The organism is Silvimonas amylolytica, assembly GCF_014645555.1.
GTDB lineage: Bacteria > Pseudomonadota > Gammaproteobacteria > Burkholderiales > Chitinibacteraceae > Silvimonas > Silvimonas amylolytica.
The window spans coordinates 321,416-337,895 of sequence record NZ_BMLY01000004.1; the positions used below are offsets into that span (position 1 = coordinate 321,416).

Consider the following 16,480-nt stretch of genomic DNA (forward strand, 5'->3'; position numbering starts at 1 on the left):
ATTCAGGAATGAGGAGGGGGTGGCTGGGTGTCGATGAATGAGGGTCGCTCGTTCAGCCGCACCTGCAGCTTCAGAAGATTAGGGTGAAGCGTTTGCCAATGCAGATCAGCAAAACGTAGATCCAGATACGCAAGCAAACATCCGACCGCAATATCGGCCAGGGTAAAGTTGTCACCCATACACCATTTGCGCTCGCCCAGATCTTGCGCCAGTTGTGCCAGCCCACGATCAATCCGGCCCTGCTCATGGGCTATCACGCCGGTTGACTGCAATTCTTGCGGGCGACGGTGTTCACGCACAATCAGAATGGCGGCATCCAGAATGCCATCACACAGCGCTTCCCAACGCTTGACGTTAATCGCCTGGCGGGCATCACCCGGAATCAGTTTGCCGACCGGAGAGATATGGTCCAGGTAATCCACGATCACGCTGGAGTCATACAAGGGGCGGTGATCATCCAGCACCAGCGCGGGCACCTTGCCAAGCGGGTTGATGTCTTTGATCGGGCTATCTGGCGCGCCGGTCGTCACTTCAACCAGTTGCATCTCGATACGTTTTTCGAGGCAAACAATCCGTACCTTGCGGCCGAACGGGCTGGTCAGGGAGGTATAAAGCTTCATGGCGGCGGGGTCGCGTCAGTCAGATTTGGAACAGATCAGGTTTGATTCTAGTTGCCAACGTCGGCGACAGCCAACCCAGTTGTTCAGATAAGACACAAAGGCACAGCCCGTGACGGCTGCGCCTTTGTTCTGGTGCTGCTACTGACCGCTAAGGGTGGTTTTCTGCGGCCAGCCTGCGCCGCAATTTGCGCCCGGCCAGATACACGCCTCCCGCAACCAGCGGTACTGCCCCGGCCATGACCAGTTCCGGGCTGAATGCCACACCCGCTACTTTTAAACCTTTGGCCAGATACCCGATCAGTGCCACGGCATAGTAGGTGATCGCAGCGATCGAGAGTCCTTCAACGGTTTCCTGCAGCCGCAATTGCAAATGGGCGCGACGATCCATCGAGCTTAACAACGCCTGGTTCTGCCGCTCCCGCGAGATGTCTACGCGCGTGCGCAGCAGGGCGGAAGCACGGTTTACGCGTTCGGCCAGCGTGCGCTGGCGCGCCGCAGCAGACTGACATGTATCCATGGCAGGGCGCAGGCGTCGTTCCGTGAACTCATGAAAGGGCTGGATGCCCTGAATGCGCACTTCCCGCAGTTCTTCAATGCGCCGCTGCACGATGTCGTAATAGGCATGTGAGGCTGAAAAACGGTAGTCCGTCATCGACAACGCCCGCTCCACACGCGCTGCCAGTTGCGTTAAGCGGTCAAGCACTTGTGGTTCGTCGGCCAGCCGTGCTTCGGTCATGGCGTTGGTCAATTCAGCCAGTTCACGATCTGCCTGCGCCAGTTCTGGCGCAATGCTCTTGGCCAGCGGCAGCGCCAGAAAAGCCATCATGCGGTAAGTGTCGATCTCGAACAGCCGTTGCAACATGCGCCCGGCCTGCCGTTGCCCCATATGGCGATCTACCAGCAAATAGCGCGAGAACCCGTCACTGTGGATACGAAAATCAGTCAGCACCCGGGCTGCACCTTCACCGATCTCTGAGCCAATCAAATCCTGGCCAGCGAAGAACAACTGCGCTGCATCGGTCGTGCTTTCTGGCGCGTCATGCTCTGCCACGAGGGCCGCGTGGGCGGCCACCAGCACCTGGCCGGGCAGTTGTTGCAGCCAGCCGGCGGGGACCGTCGCCAGCGCCGGACGCTCAAAAGGCTCGGGCACCCAGCCCGGACGGGTAAACGTGTAGCAAGAGAACTCTGAATGCCGCGCCCATTTAATACGCATAACGCCGACATCAACCGAATGGTGAATCTGTGTTTCGTCTGGCGTGGGCGCTTCATATTCCGCGCACAGTTGTCCAAGCAGGCAGTGTTCCTGCTCTAGCGAGAGATTGCGGTTCAGAAAGGCGATATAGCTGATCTGGCTGGGCGCACTGACCGGATCAAAAGGGCGGGCATGGGCCTCTTCGGCCAGATCATGTCGCAAAGGGTGATCGACAAGCCGCAACGAAGAAGGGGCATCAAGCACTAGCATGGCACTCTCCTGGCTGGTTCAGGAATGGCTTCATGATAGTTGCTTGAATCAATGAATGTTGCGTCGCAGCATGAGCGGTGATTTGTAGTGGAAATGGCGCAACTTCAAAGCCATGATCGCCTGAAAACAAAACACCACGAAGACCGTGGTGTTTTGTTTGATACGCCGGACCGGAGCAATGGCCTCAGATTTCCTCATACAAGGGCAGGGTCAGGAACTCGGCGAAGTCTTCGCTGGTGCTCATCTTTTCAAAGATCTGGGCCGCACGCGCATACGGAATGCGGTTGTAAGTGGCATCACCATGCTCTTTGCGGATGTCTTCCAGTACTGGCGCAATCAGCCCGCGCACCATGTCGGCAGTCACTTTTCGGCCGTCATCCAGCACGCCTTTGGTAGAACGAATCCACTGCCAGACCTGGCTGCGGCTGATTTCCGCCGTTGCGGCATCTTCCATCAAGTTGTGGATGGGCACGCAGCCATTGCCAGCCAGCCAGGAGCCCAGGTACTGAATGCCAACATCAATATTCATGCGCAGACCCGCCTCGGTGATCGGCTGCTCTGGCTGGAAATTCAACAAATCAGCGGCTTGGGTATGCACGTCATCACGTTGCTTGCTGATCTGGTTGGGCTTGTCGCCTAGCACCTTCACCCATTCTTCCATGGCCAGCGCCACCAGCCCCGGGTGGGCTACCCAGCCGCCATCGAAACCATCACCTGCATCACGTGTTTTGTCGGCACGCACGGCAGACAGGGCTTTTTCGTTGGCAACCGGATCATTCTTGATCGGGATCAGTGCACTCATGCCGCCAATAGCGGGTGCGTTACGCTTGTGGCAGGTCTTGACCAGGTTCAGTGCATAAGCACGCATGAACGGCACGGTCATGGTGATCTGCGCGCGGTTAGCCAGGCAGAAATCCTTGTCGGTCTTGAACTTCTTGATGCAACTGAAGATGTAATCCCAGCGACCGGCATTCAGGCCCGAAGAATGCTCGCGCAGTTCATACAGGATTTCGTCCATTTCGAACGCGGCCAGGATGGTTTCAATCAATACCGTGGCGCGAATGGTGCCGCGCGGGATGCCCACTTCTTCCTGCGCCAGGATGAAAATGTCATTCCACAGGCGGGCTTCCAGGTGCGATTCCATTTTCGGCAGATAGAAATACGGGCCGCTGCCGCGTGCCAGTTGTTCTTTAGCGTTGTGGAACAAGAACAAAGCCAGATCGAAGATACCGCCGGACACCCGCTGACCATCGACCGTGACGTGTTTTTCATCCAGATGCCAGCCGCGCGGGCGCACGATCAGCGTGGCGACCTTGTCGTTGAGTTTGTATTCCTTGCCAGCTTCATTACGGAATGACAGCGTGCGGCGTACAGCCTGCTTGAGGTTGATCTGGCCCTGGATCTGGTTGTCCCAGTTGGGCGTGTTGGAATCCTCGAAGTCCGTCATATAGCTGTCTGCGCCGGAGTTCAACGCATTGATGATCATCTTGCGCTCGACCGGGCCGGTGATTTCCACACGGCGACAAGCCAGATCAGCCGGCAGCGGCGCAATCGTCCAGTCGCCTTCCCGGATGTGCTTTGTGTCAGCCAGGAAATCCGGGCGCTTGCCCGCGTCCAGGTCTTTCTGGCGCAGCACGCGGCGGGCCAGCAACTCCTGGCGGCGGCCTTCAAACGCACGGTGCAGTTTGGCCACCAGTGCCAGCGCTTCGGGGGTGAGGATTTCGGCAAATTCGGGCGAAACGGGGGCGCTGATGGCAACGCCTTGTGGCAACTGGCTCATGGTGCGGACCTCTGGGTTAAGTAGCGGATCAATCTTTGACTACAGCCAGTGTAATGAGTACGGATAAGATGAAAAAGTGCGGTTTGTGCATAGCATCTTTTACTTTTAAGTACATAATGAAGCGATGAAGAACCAGATCTGCCGTCATGAGTGAATTCAAACAACTGCAAACTTTTATCGAAGTGGTTACACAGGGATCGCTGAGCGCGGCGGCACGAGTTGAAGGCGTGGTGCCCGCCGTGATTGGTCGCCGGCTGGATGCACTGGAAGAACGGTTGGGGGCGCGTTTGTTGGTGCGCACCACGCGCAGGGTCACGCTCACGCAGGAAGGTGCGGCTTTTTATGAAGATGGTCAGCGCATTCTGGCCGAACTCGAAGAAGCCGAAGCGGCGGTCGCATCCGGCAATAGCCGCGTGCGCGGGCATTTGCGTGTGACTGCGCCGGCCGGATTTGGGCGGCGACACGTTGCGCCGCATCTGGCGACGTTCCAGCGCCTGCACCCGGATTTACGCGTGACGCTGGACTTATCAGATCGTCTCGTCGATATGGCGGCGGAACGGGTGGATTGCGCCATTCGTATCAGTGACATGGCGGACTCTAGTCTCGTGGCCGTGCGGCTGGCCGAGAACCGCCGCGTCGTGGTCGGCGCGCCGGCGTATCTGGCGCAGCACGGCATTCCGCAAACGCCAGATGATCTGGAGCGTTACGAGTGCTTGTCGCTGGGTGCCAGCCAGTCGCGGGGTTGGGTGTTCCGGGTCGATGGTGAACTGGTGAACCGACGCGTCACTGGTGTGCTGGAATGCAATGACGGCGCGGTGCTGCATGAATGGGCGCTCAAGGGTTACGGTCTGGCATGGCGCTCATTGTGGGAGGTGAAAGACGATCTCAGGGATGGGCGTCTCGTCACCGTGCTTGATATGTTTTCTGCGCCGGATTACCCCGTCTACGCCATGATGCCGCAACGCAAGTTCATGCCCTTGCGGGTACGACATTTTGTGGATCACCTCAAAGAGTCTTATGCCGAACCGGGCTATTGGAATTAACCAACTGCGCGTTTTTTGTATATGCTATGCCGCGTTAAGTGGCCAATGCCGCCGCCTGTTTTGTACCAGACTTGTTTGAAACCGCTAACCAAATCGAATGGAGAACTGCCGTGCCTGCAGCCGCGCTGAAAGTATGGGGAAGACGCAATTCGCTGAATGTACAAAAGGTCATGTGGATCATTGGCGAGCTCGAACTGGAGCACGAGCACATCAACGTGGGCGGCGCATTCGGCGGGCTGGATACGCCCGAGTTTCTGGCGCGTAACCCGCACGGCAAGATTCCGGTGATTGAGCACGATGGCGTGGTGGTGTGGGAGTCCCAGGCCATTTTGCGCTACCTGGGCGCAACGTTTGGCGAGGGTTCGCTCTGGTCCGCAGACCCGGCACAGCGCGCTGTGGCGGATGGCTGGCTGGACTGGTCCCTGGCCACACTGCAACCGGCCTTCATCGACCTGTTCTTTGGCTTTTACCGCACGCCAGCAGCGCAGCGGGATGCCAACCGGGTTGAGCGTGCTACGCAACAGTGTGCAAAGTTATATGGCTTGCTGGACCAGCAACTGGCGCAGCGGCCGTACCTGGGCGGCGATACCCTGACGCTGGCAGACTTCGGTGCTGGCACGACAGTGTTCCGCTATCTGACCATGGGTGCTGAGCGCCCGCCGCTGCCGAATGTGGAGCACTGGTTTGAACGGTTATCGCAGAGCCCGGCGTATCGGGAGCATGTGATGATGCCGTTTGAGGATATGTTCGGGAAATTGCCTTGATCAGGGGAGTTTTTTCTTACCGGCTTGTTTGTAGGGTGGATTCGGAGCGATAGCGACAATCCACCATTGCGATGTGTGTTAGCGCCTGACGGCGCGGTTGTTTTGGATACCGGCGGTGGCCGGAGCACGTTACTTTTCTTTGCTTCGCCAAGGAAAAGTAACCAAAAGAAAGGCGACCCTGCGACAGCGCCCACTACGTGGGTTCCCTGTGCTTCTCGCGAAGTCCGGCTGGCTCCAGGGAACTCGGCCTTCGGCCTCAAACACCCTTGCGCCGAAACCCCGGACTTCGCTGCGATGCTCGGCGCTGCCGGAGGGGAGGTACGTCAAAAGCAACATCAAAAGCAACGACAACATCAAAAGCTAAAGCCACCTCAACCCCATAAACCGCCTGCTTGCAAGATCGGCTTACCCCGCCTGCCCACCACCTCGTCATTCCCGCGAATGCGGGAATCCAGTCCGCAGCCCAGCGGGCTGCCTACGGTGGACTGTTACCACTACTTCGAATTCACCCCGGATCGCGCAGGCATCGTAGCTGGATTCCGGCTCAAGTGGGCCGCCGAGGTCGGAATGACGAGCCAGTGGAATGCGTGTTGAATTGGCCGTTGCCGTTGCCGTTGCCGTTGCCGTTGCCGTTGCCGTTGCCGTTGCCGTTGCGGTTGCGGTTGCCGTTGCTTTTGACTTTCCTCCCCCATCAAAGCCAAGCGCCGAGGGCGCGGAGGGAGACCTGAGGCTCCCGACCAACCGAGGGCAGCCCGGAGGGCCGCCAGGCTGGGGTCGCCTTTCTTTGGTTACTTTCTTTGGCGAAGCAAAGAAAGTGACGTGCTCCGGCCACCGCCGGCATCAAAACGCTTTTCAAACCCGCGCCGCAAGGCGCTAACAACCGCCTTTGACCTGCACAGGCAAACCGCTAATGCCAACCACACCCCAAAAAAAAGACCGCCCGGTCAGGGCGGTCTATCAGAGCGTGAAGACAAGAATTGCGGCTACAGCAAAACGGTCTTGCCACGGCGACGTGCGGGTGGCGCTGCCGTGCGCAATATGGATTCGGACTCAAGCCCGGATCAGTGGAACTGTTCTTCCTCAGTCGAACCCTTCAGCGCGGTCGTGGACGACTGACCTTGCTGGATGGTCTGCGTCACGGCGTCAAAGTAACCGGTACCCACTTCGCGTTGATGCTTCACGGCGGTGAAGCCACGCTCTGCAGCAGCAAATTCGGCTTGTTGCAGTTCGACAAAGGCGCTCATGCCGGTACGGGCGTAGCCATGGGCCAGGTTGAACATGCCGTAGTTCAGCGAGTGGAAACCGGCCAGGGTAATGAACTGGAATTTGTAGCCCATCTTGCCCAGTTCTTGCTGGAACTTGGCAATGGTGGCGTCATCCAGGTTCTTCTTCCAGTTGAACGAGGGCGAACAGTTGTACGACAACAGCTTGCCCGGGAACCTGGCGTGGATGGCCTCGGCAAACTTGCGGGCGTATTCCAGATCCGGCTTGCCGGTTTCGCACCAGATCAGATCGCAGTACGGCGCGTAGGCCAGACCACGGCTGATGGCTTGTTCCAGACCCGGTTTGGTTCGGTAGAAGCCTTCCGGCGTGCGTTCGCCGGTGCAGAATGGCTTGTCGTTGTCGTCCACATCGCTGGTCAACAGGTCAGCGGCTTCAGCATCGGTGCGGGCAACCAGAATGGTCGGCACGCCCATCACGTCAGCAGCCAGACGAGCCGCGACCAGTTTTTCGATGGCTTCGCGCGTCGGTACCAGCACCTTGCCGCCCATGTGGCCGCACTTCTTCACGCTGGCCAGTTGGTCTTCAAAGTGCACACCAGCCGCGCCGGCTTCGATCATGCCCTTCATCAGTTCATGGGCGTTCAGCACGCCGCCAAAACCGGCTTCAGCATCGGCCACGATCGGGGCGAACCAGTCGATGCTGTCGTCGCCTTCGGAGTGAGAGATCTGGTCAGCGCGTTGCAGCGTGTTGTTGATGCGACGCACGACTTGCGGTACCGAGTTCGCCGGGTAGAGCGACTGGTCCGGATACATTTCGCTACCCAGGTTGGCGTCTGCGGCCACCTGCCAGCCCGAAAGATAAATGGCTTTCAGGCCTGCTTTCACTTGTTGCATGGCCTGATTGCCGGTCAGCGCTCCCAGCGCGTTGATATACGGCGTTTCATGGAGCAGCTTCCACAATTTGTTGGCGCCGGTACGGGCCAGCGTGTGCTCGACTTGTAGTGAGCCACGAAGTCTTTCAACATCTGCGGCCGTGTAGGGCCGTGTGACGCCTTTCCAGCGCGGGTTTTCTCGCCAATCCTGTTCAAGCTGAGCAATGCGTTGTTCACGAGTGGTCATGGCGTTCTCCCGCAGTAGTCTTGGCTTTTCAGCCGGGTTCAAAAGATAGTTGCACCTTGTTTTGCAAAGGTTATTGCGGTGCACCATCAAATGTAGTGAATTTTTAATGACTACATATTGGGGCTTACCCCAGGGGGCGAATTTCAAATAAAAAATTGCCCCGCAAACCCGTCAGCTATTGCGTTTTAGCGCGATTTGGCCGTTTGTCGTGTCGTTGCAGCGCAACAATGACAAGCGGTACAAAACCCACACTACTTGCCTGATCCTGCCGTTTTTTTGCGGATGAGTGTTCTGGCGATGCAGCAAATCTTCGCGCAGGTGTGCTCCAGAAATAATCCCGACTCTTGATTTGCCTGAGAAAAACACTTCTGTATGCAAATACCCTTGAAATGGGTAAGGGCATCCCCATTTCTGCCTGCATCGTTATGGAGGTATGCAATGTCTGGTGAAAACGAAAATCAACCGAACCTGGAAAACGCAGCAGACGTAGAGGCTGGCGCAGGCGATCAAACCGCGACAGATGAAGGCCAACTGGATGTGAATCTGGCGGCACTGCTGGCCGAACTGGATAAAGCCCGCCAGGACGTGCTGTATGTGCGTGCTGAAGCAGAAAACATTCGTCGCCGGGCGGCAGAAGACAACGAAAAGACGCGCAAATTCGCCGTAGAGAAATTCGCCCGTGAACTGCTGGCTGTGCGCGATTCGCTGGAAATGGCACTGGCCGATCAGTCTGCTTCGTTCGAGAACCTCAAGATCGGGGTTGATCTGACCAACAAGCAACTAGCGTCCGCTTTTGAGAAGGCTGATCTGAAAGAGATCAACCCTGTGGGCGAGAAACTGGACCCGAACAAACATCAGGCGATTTCGATGGTGCCGGCGGACGCCGAGCCCAACACGGTCGTCCAGGTCATGCAAAAAGGGTACGAGTTGTCTGGCCGTGTGATCCGTCCGGCAATGGTCGTGGTGGCCGCTCCCAAGTAAAGAGGGATTGATGCGTCTTATCGGAGAAATAGCGAATCGCTATCGTTTCTCTTGAAAAGGTCTACGACATCCCCACTTTTGCATCAAGGTTATTGAACTGAACGCCGGCGCCACATTGCGACGGCAGGCACAAAGCATTGAAAGGATAAAATTAAATGGCAAAAATCATTGGTATTGACCTGGGTACTACGAACTCGTGTGTGGCCGTGATCGAAAACGGTCAGCCCAAAGTGATCGAAAACTCTGAAGGCGCTCGTACGACGCCTTCCATCATTGCCTATCAGGAAGACGGCGAGACCCTGGTTGGTGCGCCGGCCAAGCGTCAGGCCGTGACCAACCCGAAGAACACCCTGTACGCGGTGAAGCGCCTGATCGGTCGCAAGTTCACTGAAAAAGAAGTGCAGAAAGACATCGACCTGATGCCGTATTCCATCGTCAAGGCTGACAATGGTGACGCATGGGTTGAAGTGCGTGGCAGCAAAATGGCACCGCCGCAAATCTCTGCGGACGTACTGCGCAAGATGAAGAAGACCGCTGAAGACTATCTGGGCGAAGAAGTGACCGAAGCCGTGATTACGGTGCCGGCTTACTTCAACGACAGCCAGCGTCAGGCCACCAAGGATGCTGGCCGTATCGCCGGTCTGGAAGTGAAGCGCATCATCAATGAGCCGACCGCTGCTGCACTGGCCTTTGGTCTGGACAAGAATGAAAAGGGTGATCGCAAGATCGCCGTGTATGACCTGGGCGGCGGTACGTTTGATATTTCCATCATCGAAATCGCGGATGTCGATGGTGACAAGCAGTTTGAAGTGCTGGCCACCAATGGTGACACCTTCCTGGGTGGTGAAGACTTCGACCAACGCCTGATCGATTACATCATCGGCGAATTCCAGAAAGACACGGGCATCAACCTGAAGAACGACGTGATGGCACTGCAGCGCCTGAAAGAAGCCGCTGAAAAAGCCAAGATCGAACTCTCCAGCACCGCGCAGACTGAAATCAACCTGCCGTACGTGACCATGGATGCGACCGGTCCGAAGCACTTGACGCTGAAAATCACCCGCGCCAAGTTCGAAAGCCTGGTGGACGAACTGATCGACCGTTCGATCGAACCGTGCCGTATCGCCCTGAAAGATGCCGGTCTGAAAATCACCGACATCGACGACGTGATTCTGGTCGGCGGTCAGACCCGTATGCCCAAGGTGCTGGACAAGGTCAAAGAGTTCTTTGGCAAGGATCCGCGCCGTGATGTGAACCCGGACGAAGCGGTTGCTGTTGGTGCTGCCATTCAGGGCGCGGTTTTGTCGGGTGATCGCAAGGACGTGCTGCTGCTGGATGTGACTCCGCTGTCGCTGGGTATCGAAACCCTGGGTAGCGTGATGACCAAGCTGATCCAGAAGAACACCACGATCCCGACCAAGGCCTCGCAAGTGTTCTCGACCGCTGACGACAACCAGAGCGCTGTGACCATCCACGTGCTGCAAGGCGAACGTGAAATGGCAGCTGCCAACAAGAGCCTGGGCCAGTTCAACCTGGAAGGCATCCCGGCAGCACCGCGCGGCACGCCGCAAATTGAAGTGATCTTTGATATCGACGCCAACGGTATTCTGCATGTGTCCGCCAAGGACAAGGCTACCGGCAAAGAAAACAAGATCACCATCAAGGCGAACTCGGGTCTGTCGGAAGACGAAATCCAGCAAATGGTGAAAGACGCCGAAGCGCATGCAGAGGAAGACAAGAAGGCCCGCGAAATGGTTGACGCCAAGAACGGCGCCGACAGCCTGATCCATCAGGTGAAGAAGTCGCTGGTCGAGTTCGGTGACAAGGTGTCTGCTGATGAAAAGACTGCCATCGAAGCCGCGATCAAGGAACTGGAAGAAGCCGCCAAGGGCGACGACAAGGCCTTGATTGATGAGAAGTCCAACACCCTGATGCAAGCCAGCCATAAACTGGCTGAGCAAATGTACGCTGCGCAAGGTGGTGACGCTGCTGGCGCCGCAGGTGCAGCCGGTGCCCAGCAAGGCGCCGCTGGCAAGGACGACGGCAACGTGGTCGACGCCGAGTACACCGAAGTCAAAGACAACAAGTAATATGCGACTGTAATAACAGTCCGCATCGGGGCACGGCGCTGGGTTTCAGTGTCCGTGCCTTTCTTGTTTAGCGAGAGAAAGCAATGTCAAAAAAAGATTTTTACGAAGTATTGGGCATGAACCGCGATGCTTCGGACGATGACATCAAAAAGGCGTATCGCAAACTCGCGATGAAGTACCACCCGGACCGCAATCCGGATAGCAAAGAAGCCGAAGAGAAGTTCAAGGAAGGCAAAGAGGCGTACGAAATCCTCTCTGACGCCCAGAAGCGCGCCGCCTATGACCAGTACGGTCACGCTGGCGTAGACCCGCAGGCTGGCATGGGCGGCGGTGGTTTTGGCGGCGGCGGCTTTGCTGATGCGTTCTCTGACATCTTTGGCGACATTTTTGGTGGCCAGGGTGGCGGTCGTGGTGGGCGCAGCAATGTGTATCGCGGCTCTGACCTGCGCTACAACATGGAAATCACGCTCGAGGAAGCCGCTCGCGGCGTCGAACGCCAGATCAAGATTCCGGCTCACGAAGAATGCGACGTCTGCCATGGTTCTGGTGCCAAACCGGGTACCGAAGCCAAGACCTGCCACACGTGTAATGGCCAGGGTCAAGTGCGCGTATCGCAAGGTTTCTTCTCGATCCAGCAAACCTGCCCGACATGTCATGGCAGCGGCAAGTACATTCCGGACCCATGCCGCAATTGTCATGGCACCGGTCGCGTGCAAACCACCAAGACCCTGGCGGTGAAGATTCCAGGCGGTGTGGACGAGGGTGATCGCATTCGTCTGTCGGGCGAAGGCGAACCCGGCGTCAACGGTGGCCCGCATGGTGATCTGTATGTGGTGATCCATATCAAACCGCACAGCGTGTTTGAGCGTGAAGGCAACGATCTGCATTGCGAAATGCCGATCAGCATTACCGCAGCGGCGCTGGGTGGCGAGATTGAAATCCCCACGCTGGATGGTAAAGCGCGGATCTCTATCCCGGCCGGTACGCAATCGGGGCAAGTGTTCCGTTTGCGTGGCAAGGGGATCAAGGGCGTACGCAGTGCCGTCACTGGTGATTTGATGTGCCACGTGATGCTGGAAACCCCGGTGAACCTGACCTCGCGCCAGAAAGAACTGCTGCGTGAGTTCGAGCAGATCAGCCAGGATGAACCGGCCAAGCACAATCCGCGTGCCAAATCCTTTATGGACAAGGTGAAGGACTTCTTCGGCGGCTGAACGCGCTGACGGTTCTGGCCGCGTTTGCGGCAGCAACAAAAAACCCGCCAATGGCGGGTTTTTTGTTTGGGGCGTCCTACGGCGCGCAGGTTATTTCATTGTTGCGGTTAACCAGCAAAATAAAACGCAGGATCAATCGGCACGATCTCCACCCGCAACTGGCAGGTCACACCATCGAATTGGCCGCGAAACGTCTCCTGCAATACCGCCACAATCGCCTTGCCCAGACGCTGTTTGAGTTCTGCGCTGCGGGTGGTCATGGTCGCCACCGTGACCTGCACAAAAGATTTTTCTGGCGACTCATTGAGCCCTACCTGGAAGGTATCGATCTGGAATGCCCGGCCTTTGACATCTGCCATCTCAAACTCACCGGTATCAGCGAACGCTTGATGTACCCGGCCGAGTAGCGCCGCGGGGTCGAACGCATGGGCGAGGTTGGCGGTGTATTGCAGGGTGACGTTGGGCATGGTGTGGTCCTGATGTGTTGCAGTGTTGGTTCTGAATGATGCTCACGCGCCAGCGTAAAGCGCAAGTAGCCGGTCTTCGTCTGGCCGATCTGCAATATGCAAAATCAGCGTGTGCAGAATGGGCTCTTTGCCCGTGGCATGGGTTGCATGGCGTTTGCAAAAATCGAAGACCTCTTCTAGCTGTTCTTCTTCATGCCAGGTAGTCATGATGCCGTCGTGTTCCCAGTCGTGGACAGGAGCGTAGTTTTTTTTAGCAAGATAGGCCCAGTCAATCGCGTCGTCCCAAACATGACAATCCACGCCCCAAGCCATCGCATAACGGCAATCGTGAGCCATCAACCAGTCACTGACTTCATTTTGGCGGTGGCTAGATACCTCTATTTCCAGCACGAGCACACATCGCCACGGTCTTGCTACATGTAGTGCGGGCAATTTGGACCGGGCGGGAAGGTGAAGGTAGCTGGTTGCCGGTTCTGGCGAAGTAAGCACCAGGTTCATTCCCTCAAAATTTGTGTGGATTGCTGCTTGTTGCGGCAGCGAGCGGATACGGCCACAGCTACAACCCCGGCTGCATTGCTCAAGAACAAGATGGTTAGCGTATAGCCCAACGGATTACGCAGACCGGCAAAATCTGCAAACAGGGCCAGGCCGGTTGCTGCGATAAGTTGCAATGGACAAATCCATTGCAAGGGTCCCCAAACCGATCTGCTCCGCCGTGCAAGTAGAGCGGTCAGTACTACGGTTGGTCCCAAGAGGATAACCAACAGAACCAATAGAACGAGGGTAAGCGCTATCTGCATAAGCCAATAGCATAGCCTGGGTTGAATTGGCCATGCGGCGGGACGTGCGCAGACAACAAAAAACCCCGCAGATGCGGGGTTTTTCTTTTCATGCAGCAGTGGCAAAGATTTACTCGCCCGCCACCACCGTGCGGCTCTTGCGGTTGGTGCTGCTGAACGTGGCCAGCTTCACGTCACCAGAGGCGCTGATCGGGCCTTCATACACGGCGCTGAAGGCATTCGGTTCGCTGCCATCCGTGGTGTAACGGACGGTCAAACCTGGGGCGCTGGTGTTGGCAATGATCTTGCCGCCTTCAACCACGGCACCTGGCAACGGGATGCGGTAGCCGTAGCCACCCAGGAAACCATCCAGACGGGCCAGTTCGCGCTGGCCGAGGCGGTTGGCAAACTGGTTCCAGTCTTTGGCCATCTTCTCATTGCGCTGGTCAGCATCGGCGATGAAGGTCCAGCCCGGATCAACGGCCCAGGCGCGTTCGGCCAGTGCCAGCAAACGGGGCGCGGCCAGGTATTCCACGCGGCCGGCGTTGCGGGCGTTTTCACCCCACAGCTGGCCCTGGATGCCCAGTACGTTCTCGGTGCCGGCCTTGGTCAGGCGTGCCATTTTGTCCAGGGCTTCGCGATCCAGCGGGTGGCCGAACAGGTTCACCGTGGCTGTGGTGTAGATATCCAGCGGGCAGAACCAGAATGGTTTGCGCGTTTCGATAAAGCCGCCCCAGTAATAGCCAGGCTCTTGCGGGTCTTTCGCGTAGGCCAGGTCAAAGTACAGGTCGGTCACGTTCGAGAGCACGACCTTGTATCCGGCATTGGCCAACTGGTAGGCAATATCTTCCTGGCCCCAGCCCCACACGTTGTTCCAGATGTAAGGGCGGAAATTGGCATCCTTGAAGCGCGGGTTTGGCGCGGCCTTGTGGCTGCCATCGGCTTGCTGTTCGCGGATCAGGGCGATTTCTTCCCAGCCGGCGAATTCCAGCTTGTGGCGCGTGAGAATTTCGCGGAAACGGGTCAGGAAGTAATCCTGCAGTTCCTGGATGGTCTTCATGCCCTTGTCGGCCATGAAAGTCTGGCACAGCGGCGAGCCTTCCCAGGCGCCGTGCGGTACTTCGTCACCACCTGTATGCAGTGCGAGGAACGGCGCGCCGGCCTCGATAAACATGGCTTCAATGTCCGACACCACCGTCTCGATAAACCGGTAGCTCGACTCCATGGCAATGCAGATCACGTTGTCGTGCCACAACTGGACAGACTCGTACTTCGATTGATCGGCAAAATCGGTCAGCAGGTATTCTTCGGCTTCACGCTGCAGGCCCTGGGCTTTCAGGCGGTTGTAGCGGACGTTCATCGCCTTGATGGCGGCGCGGGCGTGGCCTGGTACATCCACTTCGGGGATGACTTCGATATGGCGCGCGGTGGCAAAACGCAGGATTTCAATGAACTCTTCGCGGGTGTAAAAGCCCGTGCCATGCGAATCTTCTACCTGTGCGCCAGAGCCAAAGCACGGGACCAGGTTGTCGGTTTCGTCGGTGGTGAAACCCCGCCTGGAGCCGATCTCGGTCAGTTCCGGCAGCGACGGGATTTCCACGCGCCAGCCTTCATCATCAGTGATATGAAAGTGGAACTTGTTCAGCTTGTACAGCGCCATCAAGTCCAGCAGACGCAGGATCGTTTCTTTGCTGGAGAAATTGCGGCCCACATCGATATGCATGCCGCGATAAGCAAAGCGCGGCGCATCGGCGACCTTGATGGCCGGCACAGCAAGCGTCAGTTGCGGGTTCACCCAAGCTGCTACCGGGAGCAACTGGCGCAGGCTCTGGATGCCATTGAACACGGCGTGGGCTGTGGTACCCGTAATGGTAATGCCGTGGCTATCGACATTCAGTTCGTACGCTTCGTCCAGATTGCCTGTGACTTGCGGGGCAGTCACTTTGGCCATTTTCAGGACGATGCCAGTGCCTTGCGCGGCCAGCGTCGGGCGCACGCCCAGGTCAGCCAGGCTTTGTTGCAAGAAAGCGGCTTCACCGGCCAGTTCGGCCGGGTGCACGATCAACGTGGCGGCATCGATGACGAATTCGCCGTGGCCGTGCAGCAAGGATTGTGGCGTCGGGGTAATCAGACCGACTTCAGCGGCCGGCAGCAGGCTCAGGTCTTTATTGTCGGCAAAACGCGTGGCAGCGGTGACGGGCGCTACTTTGTCATTCAGATTGCGATTGCGTTGTTCCAGACGGGTGAACGGGACGATTTCCGGATCACCAATGGCTTCAGCGCGGGCAGCCGGCGTGCCATCGTCATACACTACATAGAAGCCCAGTGGCGCATCGGTTTCCTGGATGACCCAGAACATGCCCTTGTAACCGATGGTGCGGGATTCGCCCGGCGCCAGCGTGCCGAAGTCTTTGGTCGGGGCCAGCTTGAACAAATCGCCGTTGATCTGGTTGATCGAAACACCACCGGTGACGGATTCGGCGTAGATCTTGCGGCAAGTATTGAAATACAGCGCCCAGTCATTGCCAGAGAGCGGTTTGTCCGAGTGGTTGGTAAGGACGAGTTCGGCAAGAAAGTTGTCGCCCTCGTGATGATTAGAGATGCATTCCCACTTGAGTTTGAGCTGGGAACCACTGGGTCGGGTCATGTTTCGTCTCCTCGACGGTTTCGAAGTGAGCTTCTTGCCGTTCGTCCTGGCCGTGTGGGCTCAGGTTCCGTAGCGGGCCAGAGCAATCGTTATTGGTTTAGGCATTACGCTGTCCTGGCGCTGGTCATGGCGCCGGATCGCGGTGGTCGAGCATAGGCTTTTGGCCGATGCACGGCGCACGACCGGGCAATATCGGCAAATTGTGATAAAGCCAGTGTGCTGTAGGTAGTATGCCTTACCGACCAGGGCGGGGCATTTTTCAGAAGGGGCTGATTGGCAATGACGCCACAA

12 protein-coding genes are annotated in these 16,480 nt (G+C 57.4%); 5 read left to right on the forward strand and 7 right to left on the reverse strand.

What is annotated here, in order from left to right:
- Positions 1 to 2: 2 nt before the first annotated feature.
- The 3 genes from IEX44_RS13785 to aceB form a co-directional block, all read right to left on the reverse strand.
- Entirely contained in the window at positions 3 to 620 is a 618-nt protein-coding gene (locus IEX44_RS13785) for a glutathione S-transferase N-terminal domain-containing protein (RefSeq protein WP_188694846.1), read from the reverse strand.
- Positions 621 to 768: 148 nt separating this feature from the next.
- A complete protein-coding gene (locus IEX44_RS13790; RefSeq protein ID WP_188694849.1) occupies positions 769 to 2,082 on the reverse strand; it encodes a DUF3422 family protein in 1,314 nt (437 codons plus the stop codon).
- 184 nt (positions 2,083 to 2,266) lie between these two features.
- A complete protein-coding gene (gene aceB / locus IEX44_RS13795) occupies positions 2,267 to 3,862 on the reverse strand; it encodes a malate synthase A (RefSeq protein WP_188694852.1) in 1,596 nt (531 codons plus the stop codon).
- Between the two features lie 146 nt (positions 3,863 to 4,008).
- Between aceB and IEX44_RS13800 the strand changes: the two genes are divergently transcribed.
- Both IEX44_RS13800 and IEX44_RS13805 read left to right on the forward strand, forming a co-directional pair.
- Positions 4,009 to 4,905: a LysR family transcriptional regulator gene (locus IEX44_RS13800; RefSeq protein ID WP_188694855.1), complete on the forward strand. Its 897-nt coding sequence runs from the start codon at positions 4,009 to 4,011 to the stop codon at positions 4,903 to 4,905.
- Positions 4,906 to 5,015: 110 nt separating this feature from the next.
- A complete protein-coding gene (locus IEX44_RS13805; RefSeq protein ID WP_229679131.1) occupies positions 5,016 to 5,669 on the forward strand; it encodes a glutathione S-transferase family protein in 654 nt (217 codons plus the stop codon).
- Positions 5,670 to 6,730: 1,061 nt separating this feature from the next.
- Here the strand turns inward: IEX44_RS13805 and aceA are convergent.
- Positions 6,731 to 8,011, reverse strand: a complete 1,281-nt coding sequence (gene aceA / locus IEX44_RS13810; RefSeq protein WP_188694858.1) for an isocitrate lyase — start codon at positions 8,009 to 8,011, stop codon at positions 6,731 to 6,733.
- A gap of 438 nt (positions 8,012 to 8,449) precedes the next feature.
- Here aceA and grpE point away from each other — a divergent pair, with 438 nt between their 5' ends.
- The 3 genes from grpE (at position 8,450) to dnaJ (ending at position 12,296) form a co-directional block, all read left to right on the forward strand.
- Entirely contained in the window at positions 8,450 to 8,992 is a 543-nt protein-coding gene (gene grpE, locus IEX44_RS13815; RefSeq protein WP_188694860.1) for a nucleotide exchange factor GrpE, read from the forward strand.
- Between the two features lie 155 nt (positions 8,993 to 9,147).
- On the forward strand, positions 9,148 to 11,082 hold the full coding sequence (gene dnaK, locus IEX44_RS13820; RefSeq protein ID WP_188694863.1) for a molecular chaperone DnaK: 1,935 nt from the start codon (positions 9,148 to 9,150) through the stop codon (positions 11,080 to 11,082).
- An 83-nt stretch (positions 11,083 to 11,165) separates the two neighbouring features.
- Positions 11,166 to 12,296, forward strand: coding sequence for a molecular chaperone DnaJ (dnaJ, locus tag IEX44_RS13825; protein WP_188694867.1), 1,131 nt, complete (start codon positions 11,166 to 11,168; stop codon positions 12,294 to 12,296).
- Positions 12,297 to 12,403: 107 nt separating this feature from the next.
- Here the strand turns inward: dnaJ and IEX44_RS13830 are convergent, their stop codons facing one another.
- The 3 genes from IEX44_RS13830 to IEX44_RS13840 all read right to left on the reverse strand — a co-directional run bounded on the left by IEX44_RS13830 (position 12,404) and on the right by IEX44_RS13840 (position 16,189).
- Positions 12,404 to 12,763 carry a 5-carboxymethyl-2-hydroxymuconate Delta-isomerase gene (locus tag IEX44_RS13830; protein WP_188694869.1) on the reverse strand — a complete coding sequence of 120 codons (360 nt, stop codon included), beginning with the start codon at positions 12,761 to 12,763 and terminating at the stop codon, positions 12,404 to 12,406.
- A 42-nt stretch (positions 12,764 to 12,805) separates the two neighbouring features.
- The gene (locus IEX44_RS13835; protein ID WP_444544663.1) at positions 12,806 to 13,261 is read right to left on the reverse strand and encodes a DUF7684 family protein; all 456 of its coding nucleotides are present in this window, start codon (positions 13,259 to 13,261) and stop codon (positions 12,806 to 12,808) included.
- Between the two features lie 411 nt (positions 13,262 to 13,672).
- Positions 13,673 to 16,189 (reverse strand): beta-N-acetylhexosaminidase, encoded by a 2,517-nt coding sequence (locus IEX44_RS13840; protein WP_188694876.1) that lies wholly within the window; start codon positions 16,187 to 16,189, stop codon positions 13,673 to 13,675.
- Positions 16,190 to 16,480: the final 291 nt, after the last annotated feature.

Excerpts from the sequence above, each read along its gene's own strand:
- IEX44_RS13785 (WP_188694846.1), bottom strand. The coding sequence starts at position 620 with ATGAAGCTTTATACCTCCCTGACCAGCCCGTTCGGCCGCAAGGTACGG.
- IEX44_RS13790 (WP_188694849.1), bottom strand. The coding sequence starts at position 2,082 with ATGCTAGTGCTTGATGCCCCTTCTTCGTTGCGGCTTGTCGATCACCCT.
- aceB (WP_188694852.1), bottom strand. The coding sequence starts at position 3,862 with ATGAGCCAGTTGCCACAAGGCGTTGCCATCAGCGCCCCCGTTTCGCCC.
- IEX44_RS13800 (WP_188694855.1), top strand. The coding sequence starts at position 4,009 with ATGAGTGAATTCAAACAACTGCAAACTTTTATCGAAGTGGTTACACAG.
- aceA (WP_188694858.1), bottom strand. The coding sequence starts at position 8,011 with ATGACCACTCGTGAACAACGCATTGCTCAGCTTGAACAGGATTGGCGA.
- grpE (WP_188694860.1), top strand. The coding sequence starts at position 8,450 with ATGTCTGGTGAAAACGAAAATCAACCGAACCTGGAAAACGCAGCAGAC.
- dnaK (WP_188694863.1), top strand. The coding sequence starts at position 9,148 with ATGGCAAAAATCATTGGTATTGACCTGGGTACTACGAACTCGTGTGTG.
- dnaJ (WP_188694867.1), top strand. The coding sequence starts at position 11,166 with ATGTCAAAAAAAGATTTTTACGAAGTATTGGGCATGAACCGCGATGCT.
- IEX44_RS13830 (WP_188694869.1), bottom strand. The coding sequence starts at position 12,763 with ATGCCCAACGTCACCCTGCAATACACCGCCAACCTCGCCCATGCGTTC.
- IEX44_RS13835 (WP_444544663.1), bottom strand. The coding sequence starts at position 13,261 with ATGAACCTGGTGCTTACTTCGCCAGAACCGGCAACCAGCTACCTTCAC.
- IEX44_RS13840 (WP_188694876.1), bottom strand. The coding sequence starts at position 16,189 with ATGACCCGACCCAGTGGTTCCCAGCTCAAACTCAAGTGGGAATGCATC.